The 21,946-nt window shown below is 42.9% G+C and carries 25 protein-coding genes and 1 pseudogene; 4 read left to right on the top strand and 22 right to left on the bottom strand.

Annotated elements, in window-relative coordinates; genetic code table 11:
- Positions 1 to 2: 2 nt before the first annotated feature.
- The 3 genes from H509_RS0113830 to yhfZ all read right to left on the bottom strand — a co-directional run bounded on the left by H509_RS0113830 (position 3) and on the right by yhfZ (position 1,788).
- Positions 3 to 368 (bottom strand): DUF2620 family protein, encoded by a 366-nt coding sequence (locus H509_RS0113830; protein WP_028545613.1) that lies wholly within the window; start codon positions 366 to 368, stop codon positions 3 to 5.
- Entirely contained in the window at positions 362 to 718 is a 357-nt protein-coding gene (locus H509_RS0113825) for a PRD domain-containing protein (protein WP_028545612.1), read from the bottom strand. The genes H509_RS0113830 and H509_RS0113825 overlap by 7 nt, the downstream gene beginning before the upstream one ends.
- 149 nt (positions 719 to 867) lie before the next feature.
- Positions 868 to 1,788, bottom strand: a complete 921-nt coding sequence (gene yhfZ, locus H509_RS0113820; protein WP_028545611.1) for a GntR family transcriptional regulator YhfZ — start codon at positions 1,786 to 1,788, stop codon at positions 868 to 870.
- A 233-nt stretch (positions 1,789 to 2,021) separates the two neighbouring features.
- Between yhfZ and H509_RS0113815 the strand changes: the two genes are divergently transcribed.
- The 3 genes from H509_RS0113815 to H509_RS0113805 all read left to right on the top strand — a co-directional run bounded on the left by H509_RS0113815 (position 2,022) and on the right by H509_RS0113805 (position 5,159).
- On the top strand, positions 2,022 to 3,374 hold the full coding sequence (locus H509_RS0113815) for an extracellular solute-binding protein (protein WP_028545610.1): 1,353 nt from the start codon (positions 2,022 to 2,024) through the stop codon (positions 3,372 to 3,374).
- A 67-nt stretch (positions 3,375 to 3,441) separates the two neighbouring features.
- Positions 3,442 to 4,326, top strand: a complete 885-nt coding sequence (locus H509_RS0113810; protein WP_028545609.1) for a carbohydrate ABC transporter permease — start codon at positions 3,442 to 3,444, stop codon at positions 4,324 to 4,326.
- Positions 4,326 to 5,159, top strand: a complete 834-nt coding sequence (locus H509_RS0113805; RefSeq protein WP_342663648.1) for a carbohydrate ABC transporter permease — start codon at positions 4,326 to 4,328, stop codon at positions 5,157 to 5,159. The genes H509_RS0113810 and H509_RS0113805 overlap by 1 nt, the downstream gene beginning before the upstream one ends.
- Before the next feature lie 67 nt (positions 5,160 to 5,226).
- Here the strand turns inward: H509_RS0113805 and H509_RS0113800 are convergent, their stop codons facing one another.
- The 17 genes and pseudogenes from H509_RS0113800 to H509_RS28780 form a co-directional block, all read right to left on the bottom strand.
- Positions 5,227 to 6,003, bottom strand: coding sequence for a sulfite exporter TauE/SafE family protein (locus H509_RS0113800; RefSeq protein ID WP_028545607.1), 777 nt, complete (start codon positions 6,001 to 6,003; stop codon positions 5,227 to 5,229).
- A 66-nt stretch (positions 6,004 to 6,069) separates the two neighbouring features.
- Positions 6,070 to 6,297: a sulfurtransferase TusA family protein gene (locus H509_RS0113795; protein ID WP_028545606.1), complete on the bottom strand. Its 228-nt coding sequence runs from the start codon at positions 6,295 to 6,297 to the stop codon at positions 6,070 to 6,072.
- Positions 6,298 to 6,351: 54 nt separating this feature from the next.
- Positions 6,352 to 7,485 (bottom strand): annotated as a pseudogene (locus H509_RS25295) (MBL fold metallo-hydrolase).
- A 138-nt stretch (positions 7,486 to 7,623) separates the two neighbouring features.
- Positions 7,624 to 8,187 carry a sulfurtransferase TusA family protein gene (locus H509_RS0113785; protein WP_036697053.1) on the bottom strand — a complete coding sequence of 188 codons (564 nt, stop codon included), beginning with the start codon at positions 8,185 to 8,187 and terminating at the stop codon, positions 7,624 to 7,626.
- 53 nt (positions 8,188 to 8,240) lie between these two features.
- Complete coding sequence (locus tag H509_RS0113780) at positions 8,241 to 8,537, bottom strand: rhodanese-like domain-containing protein (protein WP_028545604.1); 297 nt, start codon at positions 8,535 to 8,537, stop codon at positions 8,241 to 8,243.
- A gap of 5 nt (positions 8,538 to 8,542) precedes the next feature.
- Positions 8,543 to 8,890, bottom strand: coding sequence for a rhodanese-like domain-containing protein (locus tag H509_RS0113775; protein WP_028545603.1), 348 nt, complete (start codon positions 8,888 to 8,890; stop codon positions 8,543 to 8,545).
- Between the two features lie 11 nt (positions 8,891 to 8,901).
- Positions 8,902 to 9,381 carry a DsrE/DsrF/DrsH-like family protein gene (locus tag H509_RS0113770; RefSeq protein ID WP_028545602.1) on the bottom strand — a complete coding sequence of 160 codons (480 nt, stop codon included), beginning with the start codon at positions 9,379 to 9,381 and terminating at the stop codon, positions 8,902 to 8,904.
- 61 nt (positions 9,382 to 9,442) lie between these two features.
- Positions 9,443 to 9,703, bottom strand: a complete 261-nt coding sequence (locus H509_RS0113765) for a metal-sensitive transcriptional regulator (protein WP_028545601.1) — start codon at positions 9,701 to 9,703, stop codon at positions 9,443 to 9,445.
- A 108-nt stretch (positions 9,704 to 9,811) separates the two neighbouring features.
- Positions 9,812 to 11,506 carry an FAD-dependent oxidoreductase gene (locus H509_RS0113760; RefSeq protein WP_028545600.1) on the bottom strand — a complete coding sequence of 565 codons (1,695 nt, stop codon included), beginning with the start codon at positions 11,504 to 11,506 and terminating at the stop codon, positions 9,812 to 9,814.
- A 186-nt stretch (positions 11,507 to 11,692) separates the two neighbouring features.
- The gene (locus H509_RS0113755; protein ID WP_028545599.1) at positions 11,693 to 13,054 is read right to left on the bottom strand and encodes a PepSY-associated TM helix domain-containing protein; all 1,362 of its coding nucleotides are present in this window, start codon (positions 13,052 to 13,054) and stop codon (positions 11,693 to 11,695) included.
- A 168-nt stretch (positions 13,055 to 13,222) separates the two neighbouring features.
- Complete coding sequence (locus H509_RS0113750; protein WP_028545598.1) at positions 13,223 to 14,110, bottom strand: response regulator; 888 nt, start codon at positions 14,108 to 14,110, stop codon at positions 13,223 to 13,225.
- 28 nt (positions 14,111 to 14,138) lie between these two features.
- Entirely contained in the window at positions 14,139 to 14,942 is an 804-nt protein-coding gene (locus tag H509_RS0113745; protein ID WP_028545597.1) for a metal ABC transporter permease, read from the bottom strand.
- A complete protein-coding gene (locus H509_RS25290; RefSeq protein WP_051287089.1) occupies positions 14,939 to 15,673 on the bottom strand; it encodes a metal ABC transporter ATP-binding protein in 735 nt (244 codons plus the stop codon). Before H509_RS25290 ends, H509_RS0113745 begins: the two co-directional genes overlap by 4 nt.
- A 266-nt stretch (positions 15,674 to 15,939) precedes the next feature.
- Positions 15,940 to 16,443: a DUF5412 family protein gene (locus H509_RS0113735; protein WP_028545596.1), complete on the bottom strand. Its 504-nt coding sequence runs from the start codon at positions 16,441 to 16,443 to the stop codon at positions 15,940 to 15,942.
- A 225-nt stretch (positions 16,444 to 16,668) separates the two neighbouring features.
- On the bottom strand, positions 16,669 to 17,238 hold the full coding sequence (locus tag H509_RS0113730; protein ID WP_028545595.1) for a manganese catalase family protein: 570 nt from the start codon (positions 17,236 to 17,238) through the stop codon (positions 16,669 to 16,671).
- A gap of 105 nt (positions 17,239 to 17,343) precedes the next feature.
- Positions 17,344 to 17,613 carry a spore coat protein CotJB gene (locus tag H509_RS0113725; RefSeq protein WP_028545594.1) on the bottom strand — a complete coding sequence of 90 codons (270 nt, stop codon included), beginning with the start codon at positions 17,611 to 17,613 and terminating at the stop codon, positions 17,344 to 17,346.
- Positions 17,610 to 17,768 carry a spore coat associated protein CotJA gene (locus tag H509_RS28780; protein ID WP_245596076.1) on the bottom strand — a complete coding sequence of 53 codons (159 nt, stop codon included), beginning with the start codon at positions 17,766 to 17,768 and terminating at the stop codon, positions 17,610 to 17,612. Before H509_RS28780 ends, H509_RS0113725 begins: the two co-directional genes overlap by 4 nt.
- 417 nt (positions 17,769 to 18,185) lie before the next feature.
- On the opposite strand from H509_RS28780, the gene H509_RS0113715 reads away from it, so the two are divergent.
- Positions 18,186 to 18,860 carry a CerR family C-terminal domain-containing protein gene (locus H509_RS0113715; RefSeq protein ID WP_051287087.1) on the top strand — a complete coding sequence of 225 codons (675 nt, stop codon included), beginning with the start codon at positions 18,186 to 18,188 and terminating at the stop codon, positions 18,858 to 18,860.
- 56 nt (positions 18,861 to 18,916) lie between these two features.
- On the opposite strand, the gene H509_RS0113710 is transcribed toward H509_RS0113715, so the two are convergent.
- Both H509_RS0113710 and H509_RS0113705 read right to left on the bottom strand, forming a co-directional pair.
- Entirely contained in the window at positions 18,917 to 20,176 is a 1,260-nt protein-coding gene (locus tag H509_RS0113710) for a M24 family metallopeptidase (RefSeq protein WP_028545591.1), read from the bottom strand.
- 553 nt (positions 20,177 to 20,729) lie between these two features.
- Complete coding sequence (locus H509_RS0113705) at positions 20,730 to 21,815, bottom strand: hypothetical protein (protein ID WP_028545590.1); 1,086 nt, start codon at positions 21,813 to 21,815, stop codon at positions 20,730 to 20,732.
- Positions 21,816 to 21,946: the final 131 nt, after the last annotated feature.

Genomic DNA, 21,946 nt, shown 5'->3' with positions numbered 1-21,946 from the left:
TGTTACTCCTGTCGCTCTAATAAAGCATGGACTATGCAGCGAGCTGTTTCCTCTATGCTGTCTACGGTCATACCAAATGCGACAACCCCATCTTGAATATGACGTTGAATAACAGCTTGATTCGGGCGTTCACCATTTTTGGTAATCGTGGCACACTTCCCTAATGTCAAAATTCCAATTGCCATCGAAAGTGCTGCACCTCCGCCTGTGTTGCACGCCCCCAAGTAATAGTCCGCTTGCCCATTCTTCACTTGCAGCGCCGCTTCAATATCGGATAGTGCCTGAACGGATACTTGATCTCCACCGGCGGCAGCAACGGCTTTTGCAAGCTTGTCTTTGTTTAGTCCTGCAACTACAACTCTCAACATACAGGTTCCTCCCCTAACATCATTTCAAAATAAGAAACGAAGTACACCGCTTCTCCATCCAATGATACGTTGTCATTCGCGAAAGGATGAAGCGATTCGATAGCCCATTGGAACAAGCGCTCCTTTTTTTGCGCCATTTGAATGAAGGAAGGATCTTCTTGAATCGGAGCCCCTGCCTTCACACGCTGAATGGCCTTTATATAATGAGACACAAAAGCACCTGCATTATCTTCTTGCAGTTCGACACCCAGTTTGTTCTCTAATTCGCCCAGCAAAGACGGAATCCTCTCATATGTATCCGCATCCATTTGCTGAGAAGCATACAGCAGCTCCAATCGTTTTTGTAACATGTCATCACTCCTTGTTTACACAAACTACTTGTAATTTAGATAGTATCCATATACAATAGAGAATGTACAATATACAATATTTTGTACATTGATCTAAGGAAATAATAACACCGTTTGATAGTGTTGTAAACGACTATTTCCTTTTGACGTTAATAGCTAGGGTCAATTTCACAATGAACAACTTGTTGTTGGATGCTAAGCACCGTGTCAATTGCAATAATCTCTTTTATCATATGTCTAATGCCCTTATTAGTCTTGGCGGTTACGACCGCAGCGACAGATACGTTATCCATACCTTCGATATCGGTGATGTCACGGTACAATACGGGCAGCTCCTTGTCTTTAATTTCATCCAGATTCCACACCCCTGCATCAATGCGGCGTGACATAATACTTGACACGATTTGACTGTATGGCATTTCAACTAACGTAATATGTTTGCCTTCACATAGCCGTTGCGTAATCATCGACTGGTCTGTTGATTTGGGATCAATCGCTACTGTCATTCCATCTTCTATGTTGGTCATACGAGAATCAGCCACAACGAGGACGTGTTTAGACAAGTAGCTGTGCTTTCCGAACTGAAGAGCAATCTCTATCTCTTCTCCAGATTCAATCGCTTGCTGCGCGGCTAACAACGACACCACTGCAAAGTCATAAGCACCTTTAGCTAACATTTGTAAGCGGATACGTGAACCACGTACATAGGCCATGCTTAACTCAGCACCGAATTGTTGAAAAGATCGATACAAGCCAGTCGCCATTCCTTCGTAAAGCTTGGAATACGGCAGCGGCATCGCACCCGAGCATATGTCCCATCCGGTGTGCTCCCATACTTTTTTATAATCAATATCTGTTACATAAGTACCCGAATGCCCTTTGCTTTCCAAAGCGATCGCGCCAGACTGCTTCAACCGATTAATCGCATTCTGAATCGTACCACGAGCAAAGCCGATTTCTTTCTCGTACTCGCTAATGGTTTGCAGCCGGTCACCCTTTTTGACCGTCATCATAATTCTAGCCAAATGCATTAGTGCAAGTCCGCTCTTCTGATATAACTGTGTGTTCAATATTGTTCATCCTTCCATGTTCACTGTTAAAGATACAAAAATTTGTATATTGCACTAATTAGCATATCATCATCATTTGGACATGTAAAGAAACGACCATGTTGCCTATTGAAAGGAGTGATGCCTGTTCACCTAACGTTACATTTGTAGGTCGCTATACAGATTCATTCATTACAGCTGTTACTTGAAGGGGAAGTCATTTGTATCATATTTCTTGTGAGGAGTTGTTGTTGATGAAAAAAAGATTGTTGCTGCTAATCGTTGCTGTACTTGCTACCATGTCTGCCCTAGCTGGATGCGGTTCGAATACCCCAGCGGATTCTAACGCTGCGAACGGAACCGAGCAAGGTGGAAAGACTACAGAGGACGTGAAGTCATTTAACATGGTACTGCGGCACATTCATATCCGTGACACTGCTAAAAAATCATTAGAAATTTTACAACAAACTGTAAAAAAGACGGAAAGTGACGTGCCTGGACTTACGTTTGTGCTCGATGGTGTTGAAGACGCTGTCAATCGTGACGTCAAGCTAAAAGCCGAGATGGCGGCCGGTACGCAGCCACCTGTTTTTAGTTTATTTGGTGGCGCAGACACACGCAATTATTCCAAAGCAGGGCGACTGTTGCCCTTAAACGATATTTTGAAAGAGTTGGGCATTGCAGATTCGTTTTTTGACCTTCGTGAGTTTACGGTAGATGGACAAATATATGGGCTGCCAGAGTCAGGTTACATCGAAGGTTTCTTCTATAACAAAAAGCTGTTCGAGCAAGCTGGAGCAAAAGTACCTACCACTTGGGATGAGCTTGTGAGCGCGATGGAGCTATTAAAAGCTAAAGGAATCACCCCAATTGCGATGGGCGCAGGCAGCGGCGATGGCTGGGTCGTAAACATGCTTGTGAACAGCATGTTTGTCGCCTTGGGTGGTCCAAAGCTGCAAGAAGGATTTGCGACTGGAGCTACGAAATGGACAGATCCTGCTGTCATCGAGACGTTCAAACGTATTCAGATGATGGTCGAAAAGCAGTACATTGATCCGAACGTCCTTGGCTTAAAGTTCCCGCAAGGGCAAGCTAATTTCTACACAGGCAAAGCGGCCATGTTGTTTGATGGCAGTTGGGCAGTAAATGCCATATCAGGAGAGTCATCAACGGTAAAGGATGACACTGGCTTCTTCCGCTTTCCAGATGTAGGCGGGCCTGGAGATGGTTACATCAATGGTGGATGGTCTAACGGGTATGGATTCTCTGCGACGGTTAAAGATCAGGAGTTGACAGCAGTCAAAGCCTTCATCAAAAACTTCTACAATCAAGAGAATCAAAAACGGACGTTAATTGAGACGAGCCAAATCCCTTCCATGAAAGGTATTTCTGATGTGCAAGGCGCCAATGCATTAATTCAAACGATCGGAGAAGCACAAGGTTCTGCTAAAGGAGCATTTCCTGCATTTGATTCCTTGGTACAGCCAAAAGTAAAAGTGACGCTGGAAGCCACGATGCAGCAACTGTTGGGCGGCAAGATCGAACCGGAGAAAGCCGCAGAGCGTATGCAAAAAACCCAGGACGAAGCTAACGCTGAAAGCAAGTAATGATCGTGAGGGAGCTGTTATTTCGGCTCCCTTCTACTCGCCAGGGAGAGGAAGATAGGTAGCTGATATGAACAACATTCAACGTAATCATTGGGCTTATGCAGTATTTGTTGTACCTGCTATGCTTATCTATGTCACATTTTATCTCGTGCCGTTATTTCAATCACTTCAGTATTCCCTGACCCAATGGAACGGAATTAATGATCCCGTCTTTGTGGGTCTGGACAATTTCGCCAAAGTGTTAACCGATGATAGCTTCTGGATCTCATTTAACAATAACATGTATTTCGTACTGTTCTCCGTCTTTATTCAAGTTCCGTTTATTATACTCATCTCGATTATCGTCAGCAGTGTTCGACGTTTTCTTGATTTCTATAAACTTACGGTATTTATGCCCAGCATTTTATCTACCGCTTCCATCGGTGTCATCTGGCAATTTATTTATGCACCAGAAGCAGGGCTGTTAAATCAATTACTTCGTACTATCGGTTTAGAGCATTGGACTCGTATTTGGCTTGGAGATGAAGCAACGGCGATGCTGGCTGTATTGCTGACTAACAGTTGGCAGTGGACTGGATTTTATATTGTGCTTGTCCTGGCAGCCATCTTTGCCATCCCTAAAGAAATGCTGGAGGCTGGAGAGATGGATGGAGCTACCGGATGGAAAAAAGCGTGGCTGCTCACCATCCCGTTAATTCGGCCCGTTATTGTCGTAACCTTGCTGTTATCGATTACTGGCGCAATGAAGGCGCTTGATATTATATTAATTATGACCAAAGGCGGACCGTTCGGCAGCTCGGAAGTGATGGCTTCTTACATGTATAAACAAGCGTATACGTTAAGCGACTTTGGGTACGCCAACGCAATTGCTGTCATTATTAGCTTGTTTACTGCCTTATTAGCGCTCGTATTCCATTATATTAACGTCAAAACAAGGGAGGCCACAGAATAATGATGTTTAAAAAGAAAGTAAAACAGTTGGCTCCTCACCTCTTTTTATGGCCTTACATTTTGATCGTACTTTACCCACTGCTGTTTGTCATTACAGCGTCGATGAAAAATAATACCGAAATATTTAATGATCCGTGGGGACTTCCGGCCGTTTTTAATATGCAAAACTATCGAGATGCACTGACAAATTCCTACATCGGTCATTATTTTGCAAACAGTCTATACGTTGGGGTTGTGGCCACCGTATCCACGTTGTTGTTGTCTACGGCTATCGCTTACGCGGTCACACGAATGAAATATCCTGTTATAAGCAAGCTTGTATACGGAATGCTGCTGCTTTCGCTGTTAATTCCTCCAGCCTCCTTGCTCATTCCGTTATATACGCTCGTTAAAGATTTTGGTCTGTACAATACACCGTTAGCGCTTATATTTCCATATATCGCATTTGGCATCCCGCTTACGGTGTTTGTTTTGGCTGCTTTTTTGAAGTCGATTCCGAATGAATTGGAAGAAGCAGGCATTATCGATGGCCTTAATACGTTTGGCATTTTGTGGCGTATTATTATTCCACTTACACTGCCTACATTAGTGACGGTGTTTATATTAAACTTTATTAACAATTGGAACGAGTTTGTTATGGCTAACTTGTTTTTGTCCAATGAAAAGCTGCGTACGCTCCCAGTAGCCATCGTCGCCTTTGCCGATAAGTTTAATATGAACTATGGTGCAATGACAGCAGCGATTACGATCAGCATTATTCCCGTCATCCTTATATTTGCTCTTCTTCAAAGACGGATTATCGAAGGGGTTACGGCGGGTAGTGTAAAAGGTTAAACGTAGTGAAGAACAACCGAGTTATTACCACTCGGTTGTTCTTCATCTCACACCTAGTTAGCTGAATTTAAAATAAATCAAGCCATATCTTAGCAGCAGTAGCGAGTATCAATACGGCTAAACTTGCTTGCAGCGCTTTCGTATTTAATGTTTTACCTACTTTCGCTCCGAGTGGGGCTGCAAGTAGACTCGCAGCAATCATAATGATGGCTGGCAAGTAATCGACTTGCCCTGTCATCAATTTGCCAACACTTCCTCCTATGGAGGAGATAAACGTAATCGCTAAGCTTGTCGCGATCGTCATTCGTGTTGGAATGTTAAGGACAACCAGCATCACGGGCACAAGTAAAAATCCACCTGCGGCCCCTACAATCCCAGACCCTACCCCCACAATAAACGCTACAATTACTGCAATTGTTTTATTAAAGGTGACGTTATCAAGCGGAATATCATCGACTTGCTTTTTAGGTACAAACATCATGATTGCTGCTATGGTCGCGAGTATGCCATATACCACATTTACAGACTGCTCAGACAAATAAGACGAGCCAAAGCTACCGATAAAGCTGCCAAGTAAAATGGAGCCGCCCATGTACATGATCAATGACTTATTCAGATAGCCACCTTTACGATAAGCCCAAACTCCCGCGATAGAGGCAAACAATACTTGTATCGCACTAATACCTGAAACCTGATGTGCTGTAAAAGCTGCTATCCCAAATAACTGCGGAATATATAAAAGCATCGGGTACTTAATAATAGAACCCCCAACACCTAACATTCCAGATACAAAAGAGCCGATAAAACCTATTAAGAAAATGACAACAATAAATGTGAGATCCATACGTACCCTTCCTTCTCATAACGATGGCGGGCTTCGATGAACGAAAACCCGCCTAAAAGAACAACTTTACGCTTTTTTAATAAAAAATTTAAACACGCCAGCGTCTTCCGTCTGATCTAAAATGATGTGTCCACCAGCATTGGCCCAAGCTGGAAAATCTGCAAGCGCCCCCTTATCTGTTACCAGAATCTCTACGACCTCGCCTGAAGCAACGGCATCCATTGCCTTTTTTACTCTAACGATGGGCATCGGGCATGCTAGTCCTTTTACGTCTATCACTTTGTCTACTTTCATATTAAATACCCTCATTTCATTTATTTTGTCTGCTATTGATTTCAGATTTATACATTAACGGACTGCACAACGATTTGGTCCAATTTCCATTTCAGTTTGTTCATCACTGTCCGGCGTCATTTTCCCCATATTCACTTGGCGAATTTGTTTATAAGCATGCGGTTGTGGTGGAAGATGTTCAGTAACAAGTTGTCGGAATTGTTCCTCATCTTTTATATTCAAACCGTGATTTTCTGCGAGCAGGTCCCCTAACCGTTTCGCAGCTGTACCATCTTCATTTAATTCGTCCATAATCATAAAATGGGCCGGTAAAACAATAAGCTCCTCTGTAAGCTCTCGATAACGACGATATAAAGTTTCACGAAGATCTCCTACCCAATCCTCAGCAAGTCCTGCTAAGTCAGGCCGACCAATAGAATCGATAAATAGAATGTCACCTGTTAAGAGAAACGTGCCGTCTACTATAAATGAAGTTGATCCAATCGTGTGACCTGGTGAATAAAGTGCACCTACCTCAAGCTTGGAAGCGCCAATTTGAACCGTTAAGCCATCCTCAAGGGGTGTATAATCAAACACCACCTCTTCTGCATCTTTCGGAGGCAAATAATACGTTGCACCGGTAGATTGTGCTATAGCACGCCCACCTGAAATGTGATCAGCATGCAGGTGCGTATCAAATACGTGCTTAATTTTCACGTTTTTTTGTGCTGCAAAGCTTGTGAACACTTCAGTAAATCTGACTGCGTCAATAACAGCTGCTTCCCCGTCTGAAATGACCATATAAGAAAGACAACCTTTTCCTAACCGTACAAATTGATATAATTCACCGTCGCCTGAAAGATCAGCTACTTTTATAGGCTCTACATAACTGCTCCAAGCTTTCATACCACCTTCTAAATAGCTTACCGATAGAGCTGTATTCGCTTCACTCAGCATTTCAGCCACTAGGATCGAGGAGCCTTCTTTCGCACAAACAACGACTATTTCCTTGTCCGCTGGTAGTTGAGGTAATAGGCTCTCTACCCCATCTAACAATTCGAAGTATGGAATATTTAAATAGTCGAATTGATGTCCTTCGATTTACCAGTCCTCAAATGCATCTGTGTTGCGTACGTCCAAAATGAATACCGATTGTTTTTCAATCACTTTACGAGCAACGTCAGCTGCTGTCCATTTCGTTACTGTCATCTTACATTACCCCCTTGGGTATATTTTTTAGCTATTTTTAGTGAGAGGAATAATCCTCTCACTACTTGGTTGCCTATCCGTTGGAAAGCATCGCTTAAATGTGAATCATCTGACTCACGACAGTGACATCCTCATCAATCATATCGATTTGGTTAAGTCCCCATTCCAGCCTGCCATGCCAGGCAAGACGTTATACACTTTTTCAAATCCATTGCTTGCAAGCTTGAGTGCTGCCAGATCACTGCGTTTGCCGGTTCGACAAATCACATAAATGTCTTGATTTTTATTCAGCTCATTCATGCGCGAATCTAATTCACCCAGTGGAATGGATGCTGCACCTTCAATATGACCGAAGGCATATTCCGCCTCTTCACGTACATCTAAAATACAGCCGCCATTTCCCGCGCGTGACAACATCTCTTCATTCGAAATGGTATGCGCATAGGTGTTTTCTATCATGAGGTCATTCGAACTTTTACGAATGTAATGATAGAACACGTCACCAACTTCTGTAGTGCCGATATAGTGGTGACCAACGGATTCTGACCAAGCAGCAAGATCTGCTTTAGAGCCTTTGTCTGTTGCTTGCACTTCTAAAATTTGACCCGCTTCTAGTTCGTTCATCACCTTTTTCGTTTTGACGATAGGCATAGGGCAAGCCAGCCCTTTCGCATCTAACCTAACATCTGCTCTAATTGCCATTGTGAACTCCCCCTCATACCCCTAGGTGTATTTTTTAGTGCAAAAAAATTTGTTTACTCAACGCTGCCTTCCCAAGCCAACATGCCACCCCTCATATTTGTAACGTCATAGCCATAAGAGGATAAAAATTGGGTAGCTCTCTCGCTGCGTCCACCTGAACGGCATATTATAATATAGGGCGTATTTTTGTTAAGCTCATGGAATCGAAATTCAAGTAAGCCCAATGGAATATGGATAATGCCAGGAATGTGACCTTCTTGTACCTCCTCAACCTCACGAACATCAATTAGGTGCAGCTTGCTCCCATTTTCTAAACGTTGTTGAACCTCTTGAACGGAAATCTCCTTCATTCTCCTCATCCTTTCCACGCATTCATGCCACCACGGACGTTCGTAACGTTATCATATCCTAATTTCTTTAATTGCTTACAAGCTTGCTTACTGCGCATTCCACTCTGACATATGACGACTATTTCCTTATCTTTAGCCAACCTGCTGAGATCGGAGCCAAGTGGTATATTTTTAAACGGAGCAATATGTCGACCTTTATATTCACCCGCAGTTCGAACATCAACAAATACTTTATTTTTGTCCGTCAACATCGTCTTTAGTTGTTCCGTTGTAATGTCCTTTATTCCTTTTACGGGTAGCTTACGCCAAAGGATAAACAGAAGCAGTGCGCCAATAATGATTCCTAACTCCATAGTTCTCCTCCTTATCCGATGAACAGATTGACATGACCACTTTCTGCATCAGCAAGATACGCGGCTACTCCTGCATACTGGACATCATCTAACAGCTCTTCTTTTTGCAAGCCTAATAAATCCATCGTCATCGTACACGATATGAGCTTAATATCCTGCTCTTGAGCCATATCAATTAACTGTGTTAATGTCAACGCATTATGTTTTTTCATGACATGCTTGATCATCTTTGGTCCCATACCGAGCATTTGCATTTTAGAAAGACCTAGCTTTTCAGCACCTCGTGGCATCATGAAACCGAACATTTTTTCCAAAATTCCTTTTTTCACTGCAACAGGGGCTTGTTTGCGTAATGCATTAATTCCCCAAAACGTGTGGAAAATCGTGACCTCATGATCATAAGCCGCTGCACCATTCGCAATAATATAAGCTGCCATTGCCTTGTCATAGTCTCCACTGAATAATACAATTGTCGTTCTTTTCTTTTCCATTACGCGCTCCTTTACCTATACCGGTATGGGTATTTATGAGTTTAAAATATAAAGCCGAAGTTTATCGGCTTTTTACGAGAAGATTAACCGCTTCCTGGATGGACTCATTCATTTTAGATGTATCGCCCTCCGCATTTTGCACACATTCTACTAAATTCTCACTTACAATAACACCAATCGTATGATCTAAGCCAGATCTTACAGCTGAAAGTTGTGTAATGACTTCTTTGCAATTTTTCCCTTCATCCATCATACGTAAAATGCCTCTTAATTGGCCTTCCATACGTTTGACACGATTGATCACTTTACTGTCGTAGGTCATGTACACACTCCCTTCTCATTCAGTTTCATAATTGATTGCTACAAAAATCATTCTATACCCTACAGGGTATAATGTCAACACGAACTTCATTGCCTTATATTAACTAGTTTATTTAAAGTTATACTTTGTTACTATCGGTTCCCGACCTGTAGTGACATCATTAAAATACTCACTCAAACAAATACCAAGGAAGGAGCCTGATACATTAAAGACGTTATTATATCCGCTATTTTGTAATGCCATCACTGCGTTATAGCTTCGTTGTGCTGAGCGGCAATGTACATATACTGGAACATCGCTAGGAATTTCATGCATACGCTCACGCAGTTCACTTAATGGAATGTTTATAGCATTCACCAAATGCCCATTTGCAAATTCACCTTTTTCGCGAACGTCAATAAATACAGCATTACTTTCTACCAGCTCACGTACTTCGGAAACATGAATTTGTTTAAAACGACCATTCAGTACGTTCAAAGCAACTAAAGCAGCCAGATTCACAACATCTTTTGCTGTACTAAACATCGGGGAGTAGGTTAACTCCAACTCTTTCAAATCCTCTAATGTGCCACCCATCGAAATTAAAGTTGCAATAACATCAATTCGTTTATCTGCATTGCCTTTTCCTATAGCTTGCGCGCCTAATATTTTTCCAGTTGGCACCTCAAACACCAATTTAAAATGCAGCGGGTTGCTATCAGGCATAAGACCAACTTTATCTGGGGCAATAATATACACACTATCGGCTGCAATACCAGCTTGCTTGGCTACCTTTTCATTGATCCCTGTAGCAGCACATGCCAAATCAAAAATTTGAATGCTTGCTGAACCTATAACCCCTTTATTTTGATGCTGCATGCCAAATAAATGATCCGCTGCTGCACGTGCTTGACGTTGCGCCGGGCCAGCAAGTGCAAGTCTTGTTGGTTTTCGAAGCAATTGATGATACACCTCAATCGCATCACCTACCGCATATATAGAAGGATCACTCGTGACGTAGTTGGCATTTACTTTTATTCCACCTAGCGCACCTATTTCCAATCCAGCGTCTACAGCAAGCTTCGTTTCTGGACGTACACCGATTGCAAGTACAACCACTTGTGCTTGTACTTGTTTGCCCGAATGTAACTCCACGTACTGCTCAGTTACACGTTTCAAGCCATCACCAACGATAAGTTCTACCCCTTTATCGTGCATCTCTTTGTGTAGAATTTGCACCATATCATAATCAAATGGCATCATAATTTGGTCTGCAAATTCCACCAGTGATACGTTACGACCTGCTAGACGTAAATTTTCGGCTACTTCCACACCAATAAAGCCACCGCCAATGACAGCTATATTGTCCACTTGACCCTCTTTTATATATTGATTCAATCGCTCGATATCCACCACATTTCGAACTGTAAACACGTGTGGCAATTGCACACCTTCTAGCTGTGGTACAATTGGGCTTGCCCCTGGCGATAATACTAAATAATCATAACGTTCTTCGTAAACCTCACCTGTTACCAAATGTTTCACCGTTATCCTTTTGCCTGCACGATCAATCGAAACCACTTCCTGTTGTACCCGTGCTTCGATGTTATATTTGGATTTAAAACTTACGGGGTCCATCAGCACGAGCCTGTTGCTGTTTTCTACAATTCCACTTAAATGAAAGGGCAGTGAGCAGTTCGAAAATGAAACGTGCGGCCCTTTTTCAAACATAACAATTTCTGCTGATTCATCAATCCGTCGAATACGTGCAGCTGTAGACGCGCCTCCCGCAACCCCACCAACGATTAATATCTTTTTAGCCATATTCCGCATCTCCTCATAATTTAGTTGGACTCGATGTCTATTCTGTATTCCCTACAACTAAAATATACCCATAAGGGTATATTGTCAAGTGGCTGTACCTACACTTTAGGCATACCTCGTGAGTATCTTTTTTATAAACAAAAAAAGGAATGGGCATATTCCCCACTCCTTGTTACATGCGGTTGCCTATTCCGCAACCGTTCCGTTTTTATTTTTTAAAGTAATGATAATTTCAATAAGCATTACCGCAATTAAGGAAATTCCGAAAAGGGGCATTACACATCCTAACAACACCATAAAAATAATGAACCCGATCGAAAGCTTGTTTGAGACGTTCGGCGGCGCAGACCATGCATTTTTCTTTTTACGAGCCAGCCATGTTTTGAAGCCCCAGAAAATGACGAGCAAAAACGAAATACAAACGATCAGGTTCAACAGCTTGTTAGGCCAGCCAAATAAATGACCTTCATGCAGCGGGATTCCCCACGTAAACCACTTAGCTAAAATGCCATAGTCTTCAAAGCCTACATCCTGAATTAACTTGCCGCTGTATTGATCAAAATAAGAAGTTACCTCTTCATATGGACTAACGTCTAAGCCTGTCACACCCGTATTACTCCCTTTAGAAACGGTAAATACACCTTGTTCATCCTTAGGGTAAATAATAGAGTAAGGCTTAGAAACATTGGCTTGCTTCACTTCGTGCATCAACTGTTGGAGCGTAATCATCCTGTCCGGATCAGACGTATCTTCCGTATGTCCCATACCGTGATGTTCCGCATGCGCTCCGCCATTTGAAGTTGGCGGCTCGTTTTTACGAGTAGCCCAAGGTATTTCACTCATATCCGAAGTCGGAGGATTTTGTTGTAACGCTGGAATGCCGATGGAAGGGTGCTTTTGAGCTGCTGAGTAAATAAAATCACCCATAACTGCCGACCAAGGCAAGCCGGTAAAAATAATAATAACCATTGGAATCGTAATAATCGTACCGACTAGCGCATGCCATTTCAAATTCTTTTGTCGTTTCGTTGGATTCGGGTCCTTCTTTAAGGCTCTTCCCTTGAAGGTCATGTACAAACCGGAAAGCAGCAAAAAGATCGCCCAACATGCAGCCAATTCTACTAAGTAGTTAACGATAGTGCCCCCCACAAACAGTGAGCTGTGGACTTCTCTCATTACATTAGCAAACGTATATTTCGGATTTTGGCTGCCGACAATTTGATAGTTCGCATCTAAAAATACGTACTTTTGATCACCATCTTTATTGGCCATCGTTAGCCGCGTATTGTAAGGCTCTTCTAACACGATAACTTTCGAGACAGCATAACCTTCGAATGTTTCCTTCGCCTGTTTGATGCCTTGATCGATCGTCAAGGAATCCGTTTGGCTGCTCTTTGCAAAAAATTCATGCTTGTACATATTATTTTCTACATCTGTGTAAAATAAATATCCAATACCACTTAATGTTAAGGTAATCAGGAGTGGCGTCATAAATAAGGCTCCATAGAAGTGCCATCTCCAAAAACGATTAAAATTACTTTTTTTCATCATCCCTATCCCTTCATTGTTCTGCCTTTATTTATTATAGCGATACAGTTTGTCATCACAATGCCTCAATCGTGCTAATTATTTGGTAATATTCGCTTAAAATGAGATTAGAGGATAATTATTTCTTGCATTGGACGTTTTTGGACATGTTAAACTAAATAATTGACATTATAACGAAATCAGTCCCAGTTGTTTGGCGTTGCTTCTTAAAATATCCAGTAAGCTGCTCATATTGGTATCTGGGTAGCTGCGCAGCTCAATCCGGTTGACTTCTTTATTAACCTCGGAAATGCCTGCACCTTGTGGCATGTGCAGGTTGTCCACAATCAGGTCTGGTTTTAGCTTTGCGAGTGCTGCGACCTCTGAAGGCGTCAATTCATTTGGACCAAATTCCCCTACAATCTCGTAGCCTAGCCATTTTAATAGAGGTGTCATGTAGATTTGGGATACGACCTTTTGATTAGCCACCTTATGTGCTTTTGCCGATTGAACAAGTTCTGTTACCAATTGATTTAATTCGGCTTCAAACTTGGCTTGCTGCTCCTGGGTGCCCCAAATGTCGGCAAGCTTTTTGGTCGCCATCTGGTAGCTGGGCGGTGTATTGTCTATTTCAATCGTAGCAGCCATGTCCGGTGATATGTTGCCTGCTTCCATTAATTTAGCCATAAACGGTTCATATCCCAAATAAACCAAATAACTTTCCTTCACTTTACTTAAATCACTGGGTCGATAATCATATTCGGGCGGGTGACGAAGTTCAGAGGGGGCAAGGTAGGAAACCTCACTTGCACCAGCCGCCGTCGCAATTAAGGCCGTTAAACTTGTTGAGGCCACAACGCCCTGTACCTCAGATAAGCTCACCCGCTTATTTTCCTCTTGCTGTCCCTTAGAAGAATGCTCGTTGCCGTGTTGCCCTGCGGTCGAGTGACCCTTTCCCTTGCTGTCAGCTTCATGCAATTTGTTTCCTTCTTCCTTCCCGTTACTACAAGCTGTGGCTAGCAACGTTACTGCAAGTGCTATACCAACAAACGATTTTTTAGTGAACGAAAGACGCATCTCATTTTCCTCCTTATGTAACATCACATTAAGCACGTCGCCACACAAAAGTCACAACTAGAACAGCAACACCAGTCATCGCGATGCTCGCACCGGTCGGAAAGTCAAATTGCATGGAGAACAGCAGCCCAACGCATGTCGTAAACATCCCAAAGACAGAAGTCCACAAAATCAACTGTCCAAAGCTTCGTCCTATCCGCAGTGCAGCCATAGCGGGTAACAAAATGATCGCATCCACCATAAGTGCGCCTACGATTTTCATAATGACCCCGATCGAAAGTCCGGTGAAAAACAGCAGCATACTTTTCAGCTTCTCCGTAGGTACTCCTAGCCACTTCGCCTGCGCTTCGTCATAAAATAGCAGTTGGAGCTCTCTATAAAAAAACCAGTACATTCCCAGCACAGCTAAAGATAGCACGGCTAAAAAAACAATATCTACCGTTGTTAGCGTCAAAATACTTCCGGCAAACAAACCGAATATGTCCATAGCCGGTATGCCTGCTGTGTGAAAAATAAGAAAAGCGAGTGCAATTGCCCCGGTCATAAAAAAAGCACCAATGAGTCCCGTATCCAGCTTGAGCTTACGCGACATTGGACCAAGCAGCACGGAGCCGACCACAATGCCGCTCATGGCCCCTATTATAGGCGCAGTGCCCAACACCAATCCGCATGCGCCTCCTAGCAGCGCCATGTGCATCAAGGCAAAACGAATTGTCGTCAAATTTAACATGACAATGACGATTCCGAGCAAGGATATAGCTCCGCCGGCCAGAATGGCGGCGAGCAGCGCTTTTTGAAACACAGGAAGCTGAAAATATTCCCACAGCGTCATTCGCCTTCCTCCATCAGGCTGCTAGTATGAAGATAGCCGTTTTTTAAAATGACAATTCGATCTGACATTTGCAAAGCTTCTTCTCTCAGATGGGTAATGGTCACGACAGTAGTCTGCTCTTGGTGTCTGCATGCATCGATAAGCGCTTTCAGCATATGCCTTGAATCGTCATCCAAATAGGTTGTCGGTTCATCCAACAGCAAAATTTTCGGTTTCCGAACGAGTGCCCGTGCGATATTTAATCTTTGCTTCTGGCCGCCGGACAATAGTCGACAGTCCGTTCTGCGAAAGTCCGCTAATCCCACTCGTGCTAGCATCGCCTCAGCCAGCTCAACATCCTGCCTGCTCGGGCGACGACCAAAACTAAACGATGTCCCCCAACGGCCAAGAAGCACAGCATCTTCAGCGGATATTGGCAATTTACCGATTTCAAATGACTGAGGTACATAGCCAATAAAGGAGCGTGTCCATCGTTTATCCCGATCAGAGCGGATGGGGCGACCAAGAATGGTCATACTTCCGTGCTGTATGGGTAACAATTGAAGAAGGGCACGGAAAAAAGTAGTTTTCCCCGCTCCATTTTCCCCGACTACAGCGACCGATTCGCCTTGCTTGACTTGAAAGCTCAAATCCTTCAAAATCGGTATTGGACCGTATCCACCAGTGACATGACACATATCAATGGTCAGTTCATCTTCAAGAGCTGCATCCATCTCATTCCCCGCTTTCATATGAACAGCACTTATTTCTTATCCATTTCCTATAGGTTTGACTGTGTTTTTTATCTTATCGAAAAATGAGCCGCATGCATATAACTCAAAAGAGCTAGTTTATCTATGATATACATCACTTAAAAATGCAGGAATGAACAGACTGACCTTATTACACGACTTTCTAACGATATTTATATCGGTAACATTATTGGCGCTGCTACAGAAAAGAGGGTAGCAGATGTAACGATCCGATCTGATTTCACAAAGATTAATGTAGGGGGTATTTAGAATTGTGGGGGGAGATTCGTCTGCCTATGCCTTTCATGCCTAAAATCAAATACTTCGCATTTTGTAATATCCAGTGTTTCCCTGCCAATCACAACTATTTGATCATTTTTCCATACGACTAAAGGAGAATAATCATAATCGTTAAAATATATCGTTTTGGCTTTATTATTACTTTTTTCGATCACTTCTGCCCGAGCCATTCGATTAAAGATCGTTTCGAAATGGTATGTACGGATTTCATATTTTCCATTTGGAGATGACACACTCTCGTTTAAATTGCCTTTAGGAAGGAAATCAAGATTGTAATAGTAATTATAGTAATAGAGGGAGACGAATATAACACCTACGAGACTGACTATTAAGCTATATTTCGGAAAATTTCTCTCCTTACGAAACCATTTAAGAAGCAGCAAAATGAAAAAAATGAACATACTAATTATCGTTGTGACTAGCAAACCAAGTGAGAGGGCAAAAAGAATGACGTATACATGGTTATTCATTTGTTATCCTCCTACAGATTGTGCAATTTGAGAATAGACTTATGGTCACCTGTACTTCACAGGAGTAGAGGCTATCAATCGATTTTATATACATTATACATATATATGGCAAGAACAAAAAACCATCCCCTTCAGAACTAAAAGTCCATAAAGAAGAAGGTCTCATTGTAGCTGACCACATATGAATTAGAAGACTTATAAAACCGCCACTGCCGTCCATTTACTTTAATATACTTTTTTAGTTGCGCGATCATCTTTTAAAATTTCGACAGCTTCACGGAAACGGAGTGAATGCACAATTTCCCGCTCACGCAAAAATTTAAGACTGTCCTGAAGGTCTACATCATCCGTCAGATCAATCAGCCATTGATATGTCGCCCGGGCTTTTTCCTCGGCCGCAATATCTTCATATAAATCGGCGAGGGGATCTCCCTTGCCCTGTATGTAGGCGGCTGTCCAAGGAACGCCCCCAGCGTTGTTATAGAACAACGCGCTATCGTGTGCAGCATAATGTGCCCCAAGTCCGGCTGCCTCCAGTTGCTCCGGCGTTGCATCTTTGGTCAGTTTATAAATCATAGTTGCTATCATTTCCAAATGAGCAAATTCCTCCGTGCCGATGTCAGTCAGCAAGCCAATGACTTTATCTGGTATCGTATAGCGTTGGTTCAAATAGCGTAGAGCGGCAGCCAGTTCCCCGTCTGCGCCACCATATTGTTCCATCAAATATTTAGCCATCTGAGGATCACATTTGCTTACTTTTACAGGATACTGCAATTTTTTCTCATATATCCACAATAGCTTTCACCTCACACTGCTTTATGTTTCAAGATGAATTGGAAACGCTGAAATGAAGCTGAAATGAAATAGAACAAAGTTGTGTAGCTTCCGCTCCTCGTTCTCTCACACTTGCCACGGCCAAGGTGTATTTACCCATGTAAACGGGGTTCCAGTGTAATCACGGCCAAAATGCTGCAGTGGGCCGTAACGCTCTTGATACAATTGCGCCAGCTTAGTTCTTTCACCCACATAATGATTAAATTGTTGAATCGCTTGCGCGTCATCGGGATGTGTATCAAGGTACAAATTTAACTCGACCAACACAAAGTCAACCTCCTGAAGCTGTCGCAAATGTTGGAAATATTCTGGAGATTGGAACGGATGCCCTGTCATGTGTGATGACCTCCCCGCTTTGGTCGATATGAGCTGTATAATGCTGGCCATAGTGTACCGATGCATAAAGCCTGTTCTGGTGGAAATTGCGGCAAATTAGGCGGCTGAAACGTCATATATTGATTGGGCGGCACAACATAAGACTTAACCGCAATTGGCGGGCATGGGTCACACGCCCCTCTGAAAGGTGCATAAAATCGTTCTTCTGGAAAAGGAGCTTTTCCGTTACTATTTGGGTTATGATTCGGAATCGGCCCCACAATGCCTGCTGTTTCCGAGTGGACGTGCGGTGTATTGGCATGGGTCATACACGCATTCCTCCTGAGTTGATGACAGATTATCAGTATGTTTCTTTATTACGTTATGAAACGTGAGGGATGTCTCATGCTTGAAAACTTGCTCCGAATCAAACATTTATCATCATAAGATGAAGGAACTCTCAGCTAGGCTGTACGGCACCAAGTACATATCACGTCTGTTTAACATAGCTCTAACCGAGCGTAATTTTAGGTTTGTTTCAATTGATTAATTCGTTTGAATTAATTATACTCAACAGTATGGAGGAATGCACATTGAATACAACACGCAGCAGTGAGATCAATAAAGGGAATGAAGACTCTGCCCAAGCTCGTTTATTAGAGGCAGGGTTACGGATATTCGGTTTACAAGGCTATGAAGGCGTACGAACGAGAACCCTTGCAGATGAAGCGGGCGTGAACCAATCAGCGATACCGTATTATTTCGGTGGGAAAAAGGGATTGTACTTAGCGGTTACCCGCCGCTTGACAGCAGAGATCTCTGATGAATTTTTGGAACAGGCTCTTATGGAGACAGAAACAATCCAGAAACGTTCAAAAGCAGAAGCTGAAGAAGCTTTAAAAGAAGTCATCACACAGTTCTCCATGTCCATGATTGGCAATCCTGATGCCAATGCAAGAAGCCTATTCATCGCAAGAGAGCAATTGCAGCCTACGGAAGCCTATGACATCTTATATGAACAATTTTTTCTGCCACTGCATCAGATGATTGCTATTTTGGTAGGCAAAGTAAGGGAACACGACGCACATGATCCAATAACGATTTTAACTACGCATGCCATTGTTGGACAAGCAATTGCGTTTTCTGTAGCAAAGGAAACCTATCTCAGGCGCCAAGGGATTCAGCAGTTGGATGAAGCACACGTTGCCTTGATCGCCAAAGAAATTGGGGAGATGTCGATTCGTATATGCGGCGACTATTCTCATTAATCAAAGGGTACGTCATGAAGCGATCAATACGCTTCTCAACGTACCCTTTTGCTATTTTACCACGCAGCCCTCATCAGCTCAGTAGAATTTCGATTTAGTTCAATTCCCCCATTTTCACCGACAATTACCGTTCCACCAAGATTAATGACCTTCTTCCCAATCGCACAATTGGGCTCAAATGCAAATACCATCCCTGCCTTAAGTTCAGTCTCTAACCCAATGGATGGGATAGGCAATACGCTTCCATACTTTTTCACCTCAGGCAACCGTGCCATCTCATCCCCAACCCCAATAAGGCCAAAAGGACTAATGGAATGAATAAGCGGATGAACGTGCCAGCCTCCTACTTCACGTATCGGCTCATTCATTGCTCTGACAACGTCTCTAAACATCGCACCGTGCCGCAGCTCTTTTACTCCGTTTACATACGATTGTCTCGCTGCCGCTGCCGCCCGCTCAAAATCTGGATGTACAGTTCCTACAGCGATTGATGGTTGATGCTGCGTCTCTAACATCCCGAATGATGAAAATACTTCAGCTAAAATAATATCCCCTTCTTGGATCACGCGCGGCTCTTCTGGACGATATGTCCATGCTGGCAACCCCCATCCGACGAACTCAGGTCCTGATCCCATTAGGATCGTTGTTGTAAACCCAACAGAGTTCGCACAAGCATGGATTCCTGCCGCATAGATCTCGTTTTCCCTTACACCTGGCTTCGTCGCCTCTAGCATCGCCTGGACCATTTTTTCCCCGACGTTTGCTGACCATGTTAATACTTCGATTTCTTCTTGACTTTTCACCGCCGACAGTGTGAAAAAGGAGTGGCCCACAGGTTTAAAGGTCGCACACGGTAATCCCTTTAAGATAGCTTGCCACGTATTATAGGGCATGGCCCCATCAAAATAATAAGGAGGATATGGCTCTAAACCAATTACACCAAACGCTTTATTCGCAAGTCCTCTTTCCTCCAAAATTTTTACTATGTGCGCTCCCATTTTTCCCACATACATATTTTCCGGTCTTATCCAGCCCTGCGTATTTGTGTATCCAGCTTGAATATGATCTTCCACAGCAGTCGCTAAAAAAACGACAGAAATCGGCTCTTCATGCTTAGGAAAAATGACAATGGAACCTGGACGCTCATTCGTAAAGTAAGTGTCGGGGTTGAACACAGCCGGGAATGCACCTTCTCGATCGCCATACACAATCAACACATCTACATCCTCTTCGTCCATCAACTGATTGGCCAAGTTCCATCTCCGATCTCTCTCCACAAGTGAATAGGTTGGGATTCGATTATCCTGATTGTTCATACCATTTTCTCCTCCTGAATAGATGTAATGAATCAATGAGTACATGGTAAGTATAATCCAATCATATGATTTATTCAATTGAATGAATTAATCTATTCAGTGAACTTTTCCTGAAAATGAAGAGTATACGCTCCTTATCCTTCCAGCGCCAATGCTTCAAAAGTTCCAAGACCATATCCATCGATTCCTGCGCTTCCTACAGGAACTGTGGGAGAACGCCATATCTATCAGCTTAAGAACTATAAACGCCAAAAAGCGAAAAATGGAGCTGACTTCTTAAAGCAGAGTCTAGTGCACCATCAGACCTTTTAACACCGTACTCATAGTAAGATAAAAGCAAAGCGCGATAATCATGCTTACCAGCAATCATTGAACATGAGACAACTGCTATCATAAATTACAATAAATATTAATTCATGTTCATTACGGTTTGGTTTACTACAATTGATACAAAAACATGCCTTTTCATACAAAAGAGAGGGCATATCACCCTCTCTTAATTAAGAATCTCTATCTGTATTTAACGCTCCTGCGTAATAGGATGAGAGCCTATTTAAGTATTACTAAAGAGAATTACCTTAGGTCCAGTCATTAAAGTGGCCGATAAATTAAAATAGTAATTGGATGACGTATCTAGTGTAAGTGGTCCAGACCAGGTAATCGATCCGAATTGACTGCTAAATATGCCCGTAGGGGGCACATCAGAAGATGCTGAGTTAACTGTCACATTCCCGTTAATGCTTGTGCTCGTTATGTTCGAGTATGCATCTACGTTTATCGTTCCATCCGATCGACTATCAACCATCCGCTGAATTCTGAGACCATTGTGAATCATTGTATTAATTCGACTGTTATAAATATATGTGTTGAGTATTCCCATATGTCCTGATTGTATAATGCCACCAACAACTTTTGTATTCAGAAGCTGAAACTCAATCGTCGTAAAGGGATCACCCATGGATACGTTCTGGAAAGTAATATTGCCACTTATGATAGCACCATCCGTATAATTGGTATGCGTACTTACAGAGGTACCATTATTAAAGGTGCCGATTACCGTTACAGGACGTACGTTTAGATTCGGGTTCACCAGATATACGTTCTCTGCAGCTTCACTAGTTTGGATCGTTACATTTCTAGGAACAGTTGACACAAAATTGGCCAAGGCTCCGTCGCCAAGTATCCATGGACCCAAGCCAAGCAGTTGAATATGTCTTGCTGGCGCAATCACAATATCCTCGTTGAACGCTGAATTAGCTGCGATAAGAACGATGCAGCGTGCTTTCATCCCAATTGCAACGGCTAACGGACTGTTTACTGCTGCATTGATGGCAGCTTGGAGAGAATTATATGGATCGGCCGGAGTCCCATCGCCAGGACCTGGTGCACTTGAGTCTGCCCAGAAGACACACTCCTCTCCCCACTCGAAGATACCGGGACCTGTTGGTCCAGTGCCCCCCTGAGTACCTGTGACTCCTGTTGCACCTGTTGGCCCTGTGACTCCTGTTGGTCCTGTTGATCCTGTTGGCCCTGTTGGCCCTGTCGGTCCGATGGGAACCGGTGTGCAGTTTCGTACTGGAAATACAGCTGAGCAACCAATAGGATAATTCCAGCTAAAAGCATTATAATAACGATTCAATGATTCCCCTCCTAGTAACACGATTACTACAATTTACTAAAATGTATTGAATCCGTTACATTAATCGTAATAAATAGACTTTTATCATCTGTCACTTTGCAAATAACGACTGGTTTAACGAGACAGACATA

Source organism: Paenibacillus taiwanensis DSM 18679 (genome assembly GCF_000425125.1).
Taxonomy (GTDB): Bacteria; Bacillota; Bacilli; order Paenibacillales; family Paenibacillaceae; genus Paenibacillus_B; species Paenibacillus_B taiwanensis.
Note: the sequence above shows the minus strand (reverse complement) of the source record. Positions and strands in the feature narration are given on the sequence as shown.

Coding starts and splice junctions, on each gene's coding strand:
- H509_RS25290 (WP_051287089.1), bottom strand. CDS start 15,673: ATGAAAGCGGGGAATGAGATGGATGCAGCTCTTGAAGATGAACTGACC.
- H509_RS0113770 (WP_028545602.1), bottom strand. CDS start 9,381: ATGGAAAAGAAAAGAACGACAATTGTATTATTCAGTGGAGACTATGAC.
- H509_RS0113815 (WP_028545610.1), top strand. CDS start 2,022: ATGAAAAAAAGATTGTTGCTGCTAATCGTTGCTGTACTTGCTACCATG.
- H509_RS0113725 (WP_028545594.1), bottom strand. CDS start 17,613: ATGACAGGGCATCCGTTCCAATCTCCAGAATATTTCCAACATTTGCGA.
- H509_RS0113780 (WP_028545604.1), bottom strand. CDS start 8,537: ATGAAGGAGATTTCCGTTCAAGAGGTTCAACAACGTTTAGAAAATGGG.
- H509_RS0113785 (WP_036697053.1), bottom strand. CDS start 8,187: ATGGCAATTAGAGCAGATGTTAGGTTAGATGCGAAAGGGCTGGCTTGC.
- H509_RS0113755 (WP_028545599.1), bottom strand. CDS start 13,054: ATGAAAAAAAGTAATTTTAATCGTTTTTGGAGATGGCACTTCTATGGA.
- H509_RS0113765 (WP_028545601.1), bottom strand. CDS start 9,703: ATGACCTACGACAGTAAAGTGATCAATCGTGTCAAACGTATGGAAGGC.
- H509_RS0113745 (WP_028545597.1), bottom strand. CDS start 14,942: ATGACGCTGTGGGAATATTTTCAGCTTCCTGTGTTTCAAAAAGCGCTG.
- H509_RS0113795 (WP_028545606.1), bottom strand. CDS start 6,297: ATGAAAGTAGACAAAGTGATAGACGTAAAAGGACTAGCATGCCCGATG.
- H509_RS0113825 (WP_028545612.1), bottom strand. CDS start 718: ATGTTACAAAAACGATTGGAGCTGCTGTATGCTTCTCAGCAAATGGAT.
- H509_RS0113775 (WP_028545603.1), bottom strand. CDS start 8,890: ATGGAGTTAGGAATCATTATTGGCGCACTGCTTCTGTTTATCCTTTGG.
- H509_RS0113760 (WP_028545600.1), bottom strand. CDS start 11,506: ATGGCTAAAAAGATATTAATCGTTGGTGGGGTTGCGGGAGGCGCGTCT.
- H509_RS0113800 (WP_028545607.1), bottom strand. CDS start 6,003: ATGGATCTCACATTTATTGTTGTCATTTTCTTAATAGGTTTTATCGGC.
- H509_RS0113710 (WP_028545591.1), bottom strand. CDS start 20,176: ATGAACAATCAGGATAATCGAATCCCAACCTATTCACTTGTGGAGAGA.
- H509_RS0113735 (WP_028545596.1), bottom strand. CDS start 16,443: ATGAATAACCATGTATACGTCATTCTTTTTGCCCTCTCACTTGGTTTG.
- H509_RS0113830 (WP_028545613.1), bottom strand. CDS start 368: ATGTTGAGAGTTGTAGTTGCAGGACTAAACAAAGACAAGCTTGCAAAA.
- H509_RS0113750 (WP_028545598.1), bottom strand. CDS start 14,110: ATGCGTCTTTCGTTCACTAAAAAATCGTTTGTTGGTATAGCACTTGCA.
- H509_RS0113810 (WP_028545609.1), top strand. CDS start 3,442: ATGAACAACATTCAACGTAATCATTGGGCTTATGCAGTATTTGTTGTA.
- H509_RS0113805 (WP_342663648.1), top strand. CDS start 4,326: ATGATGTTTAAAAAGAAAGTAAAACAGTTGGCTCCTCACCTCTTTTTA.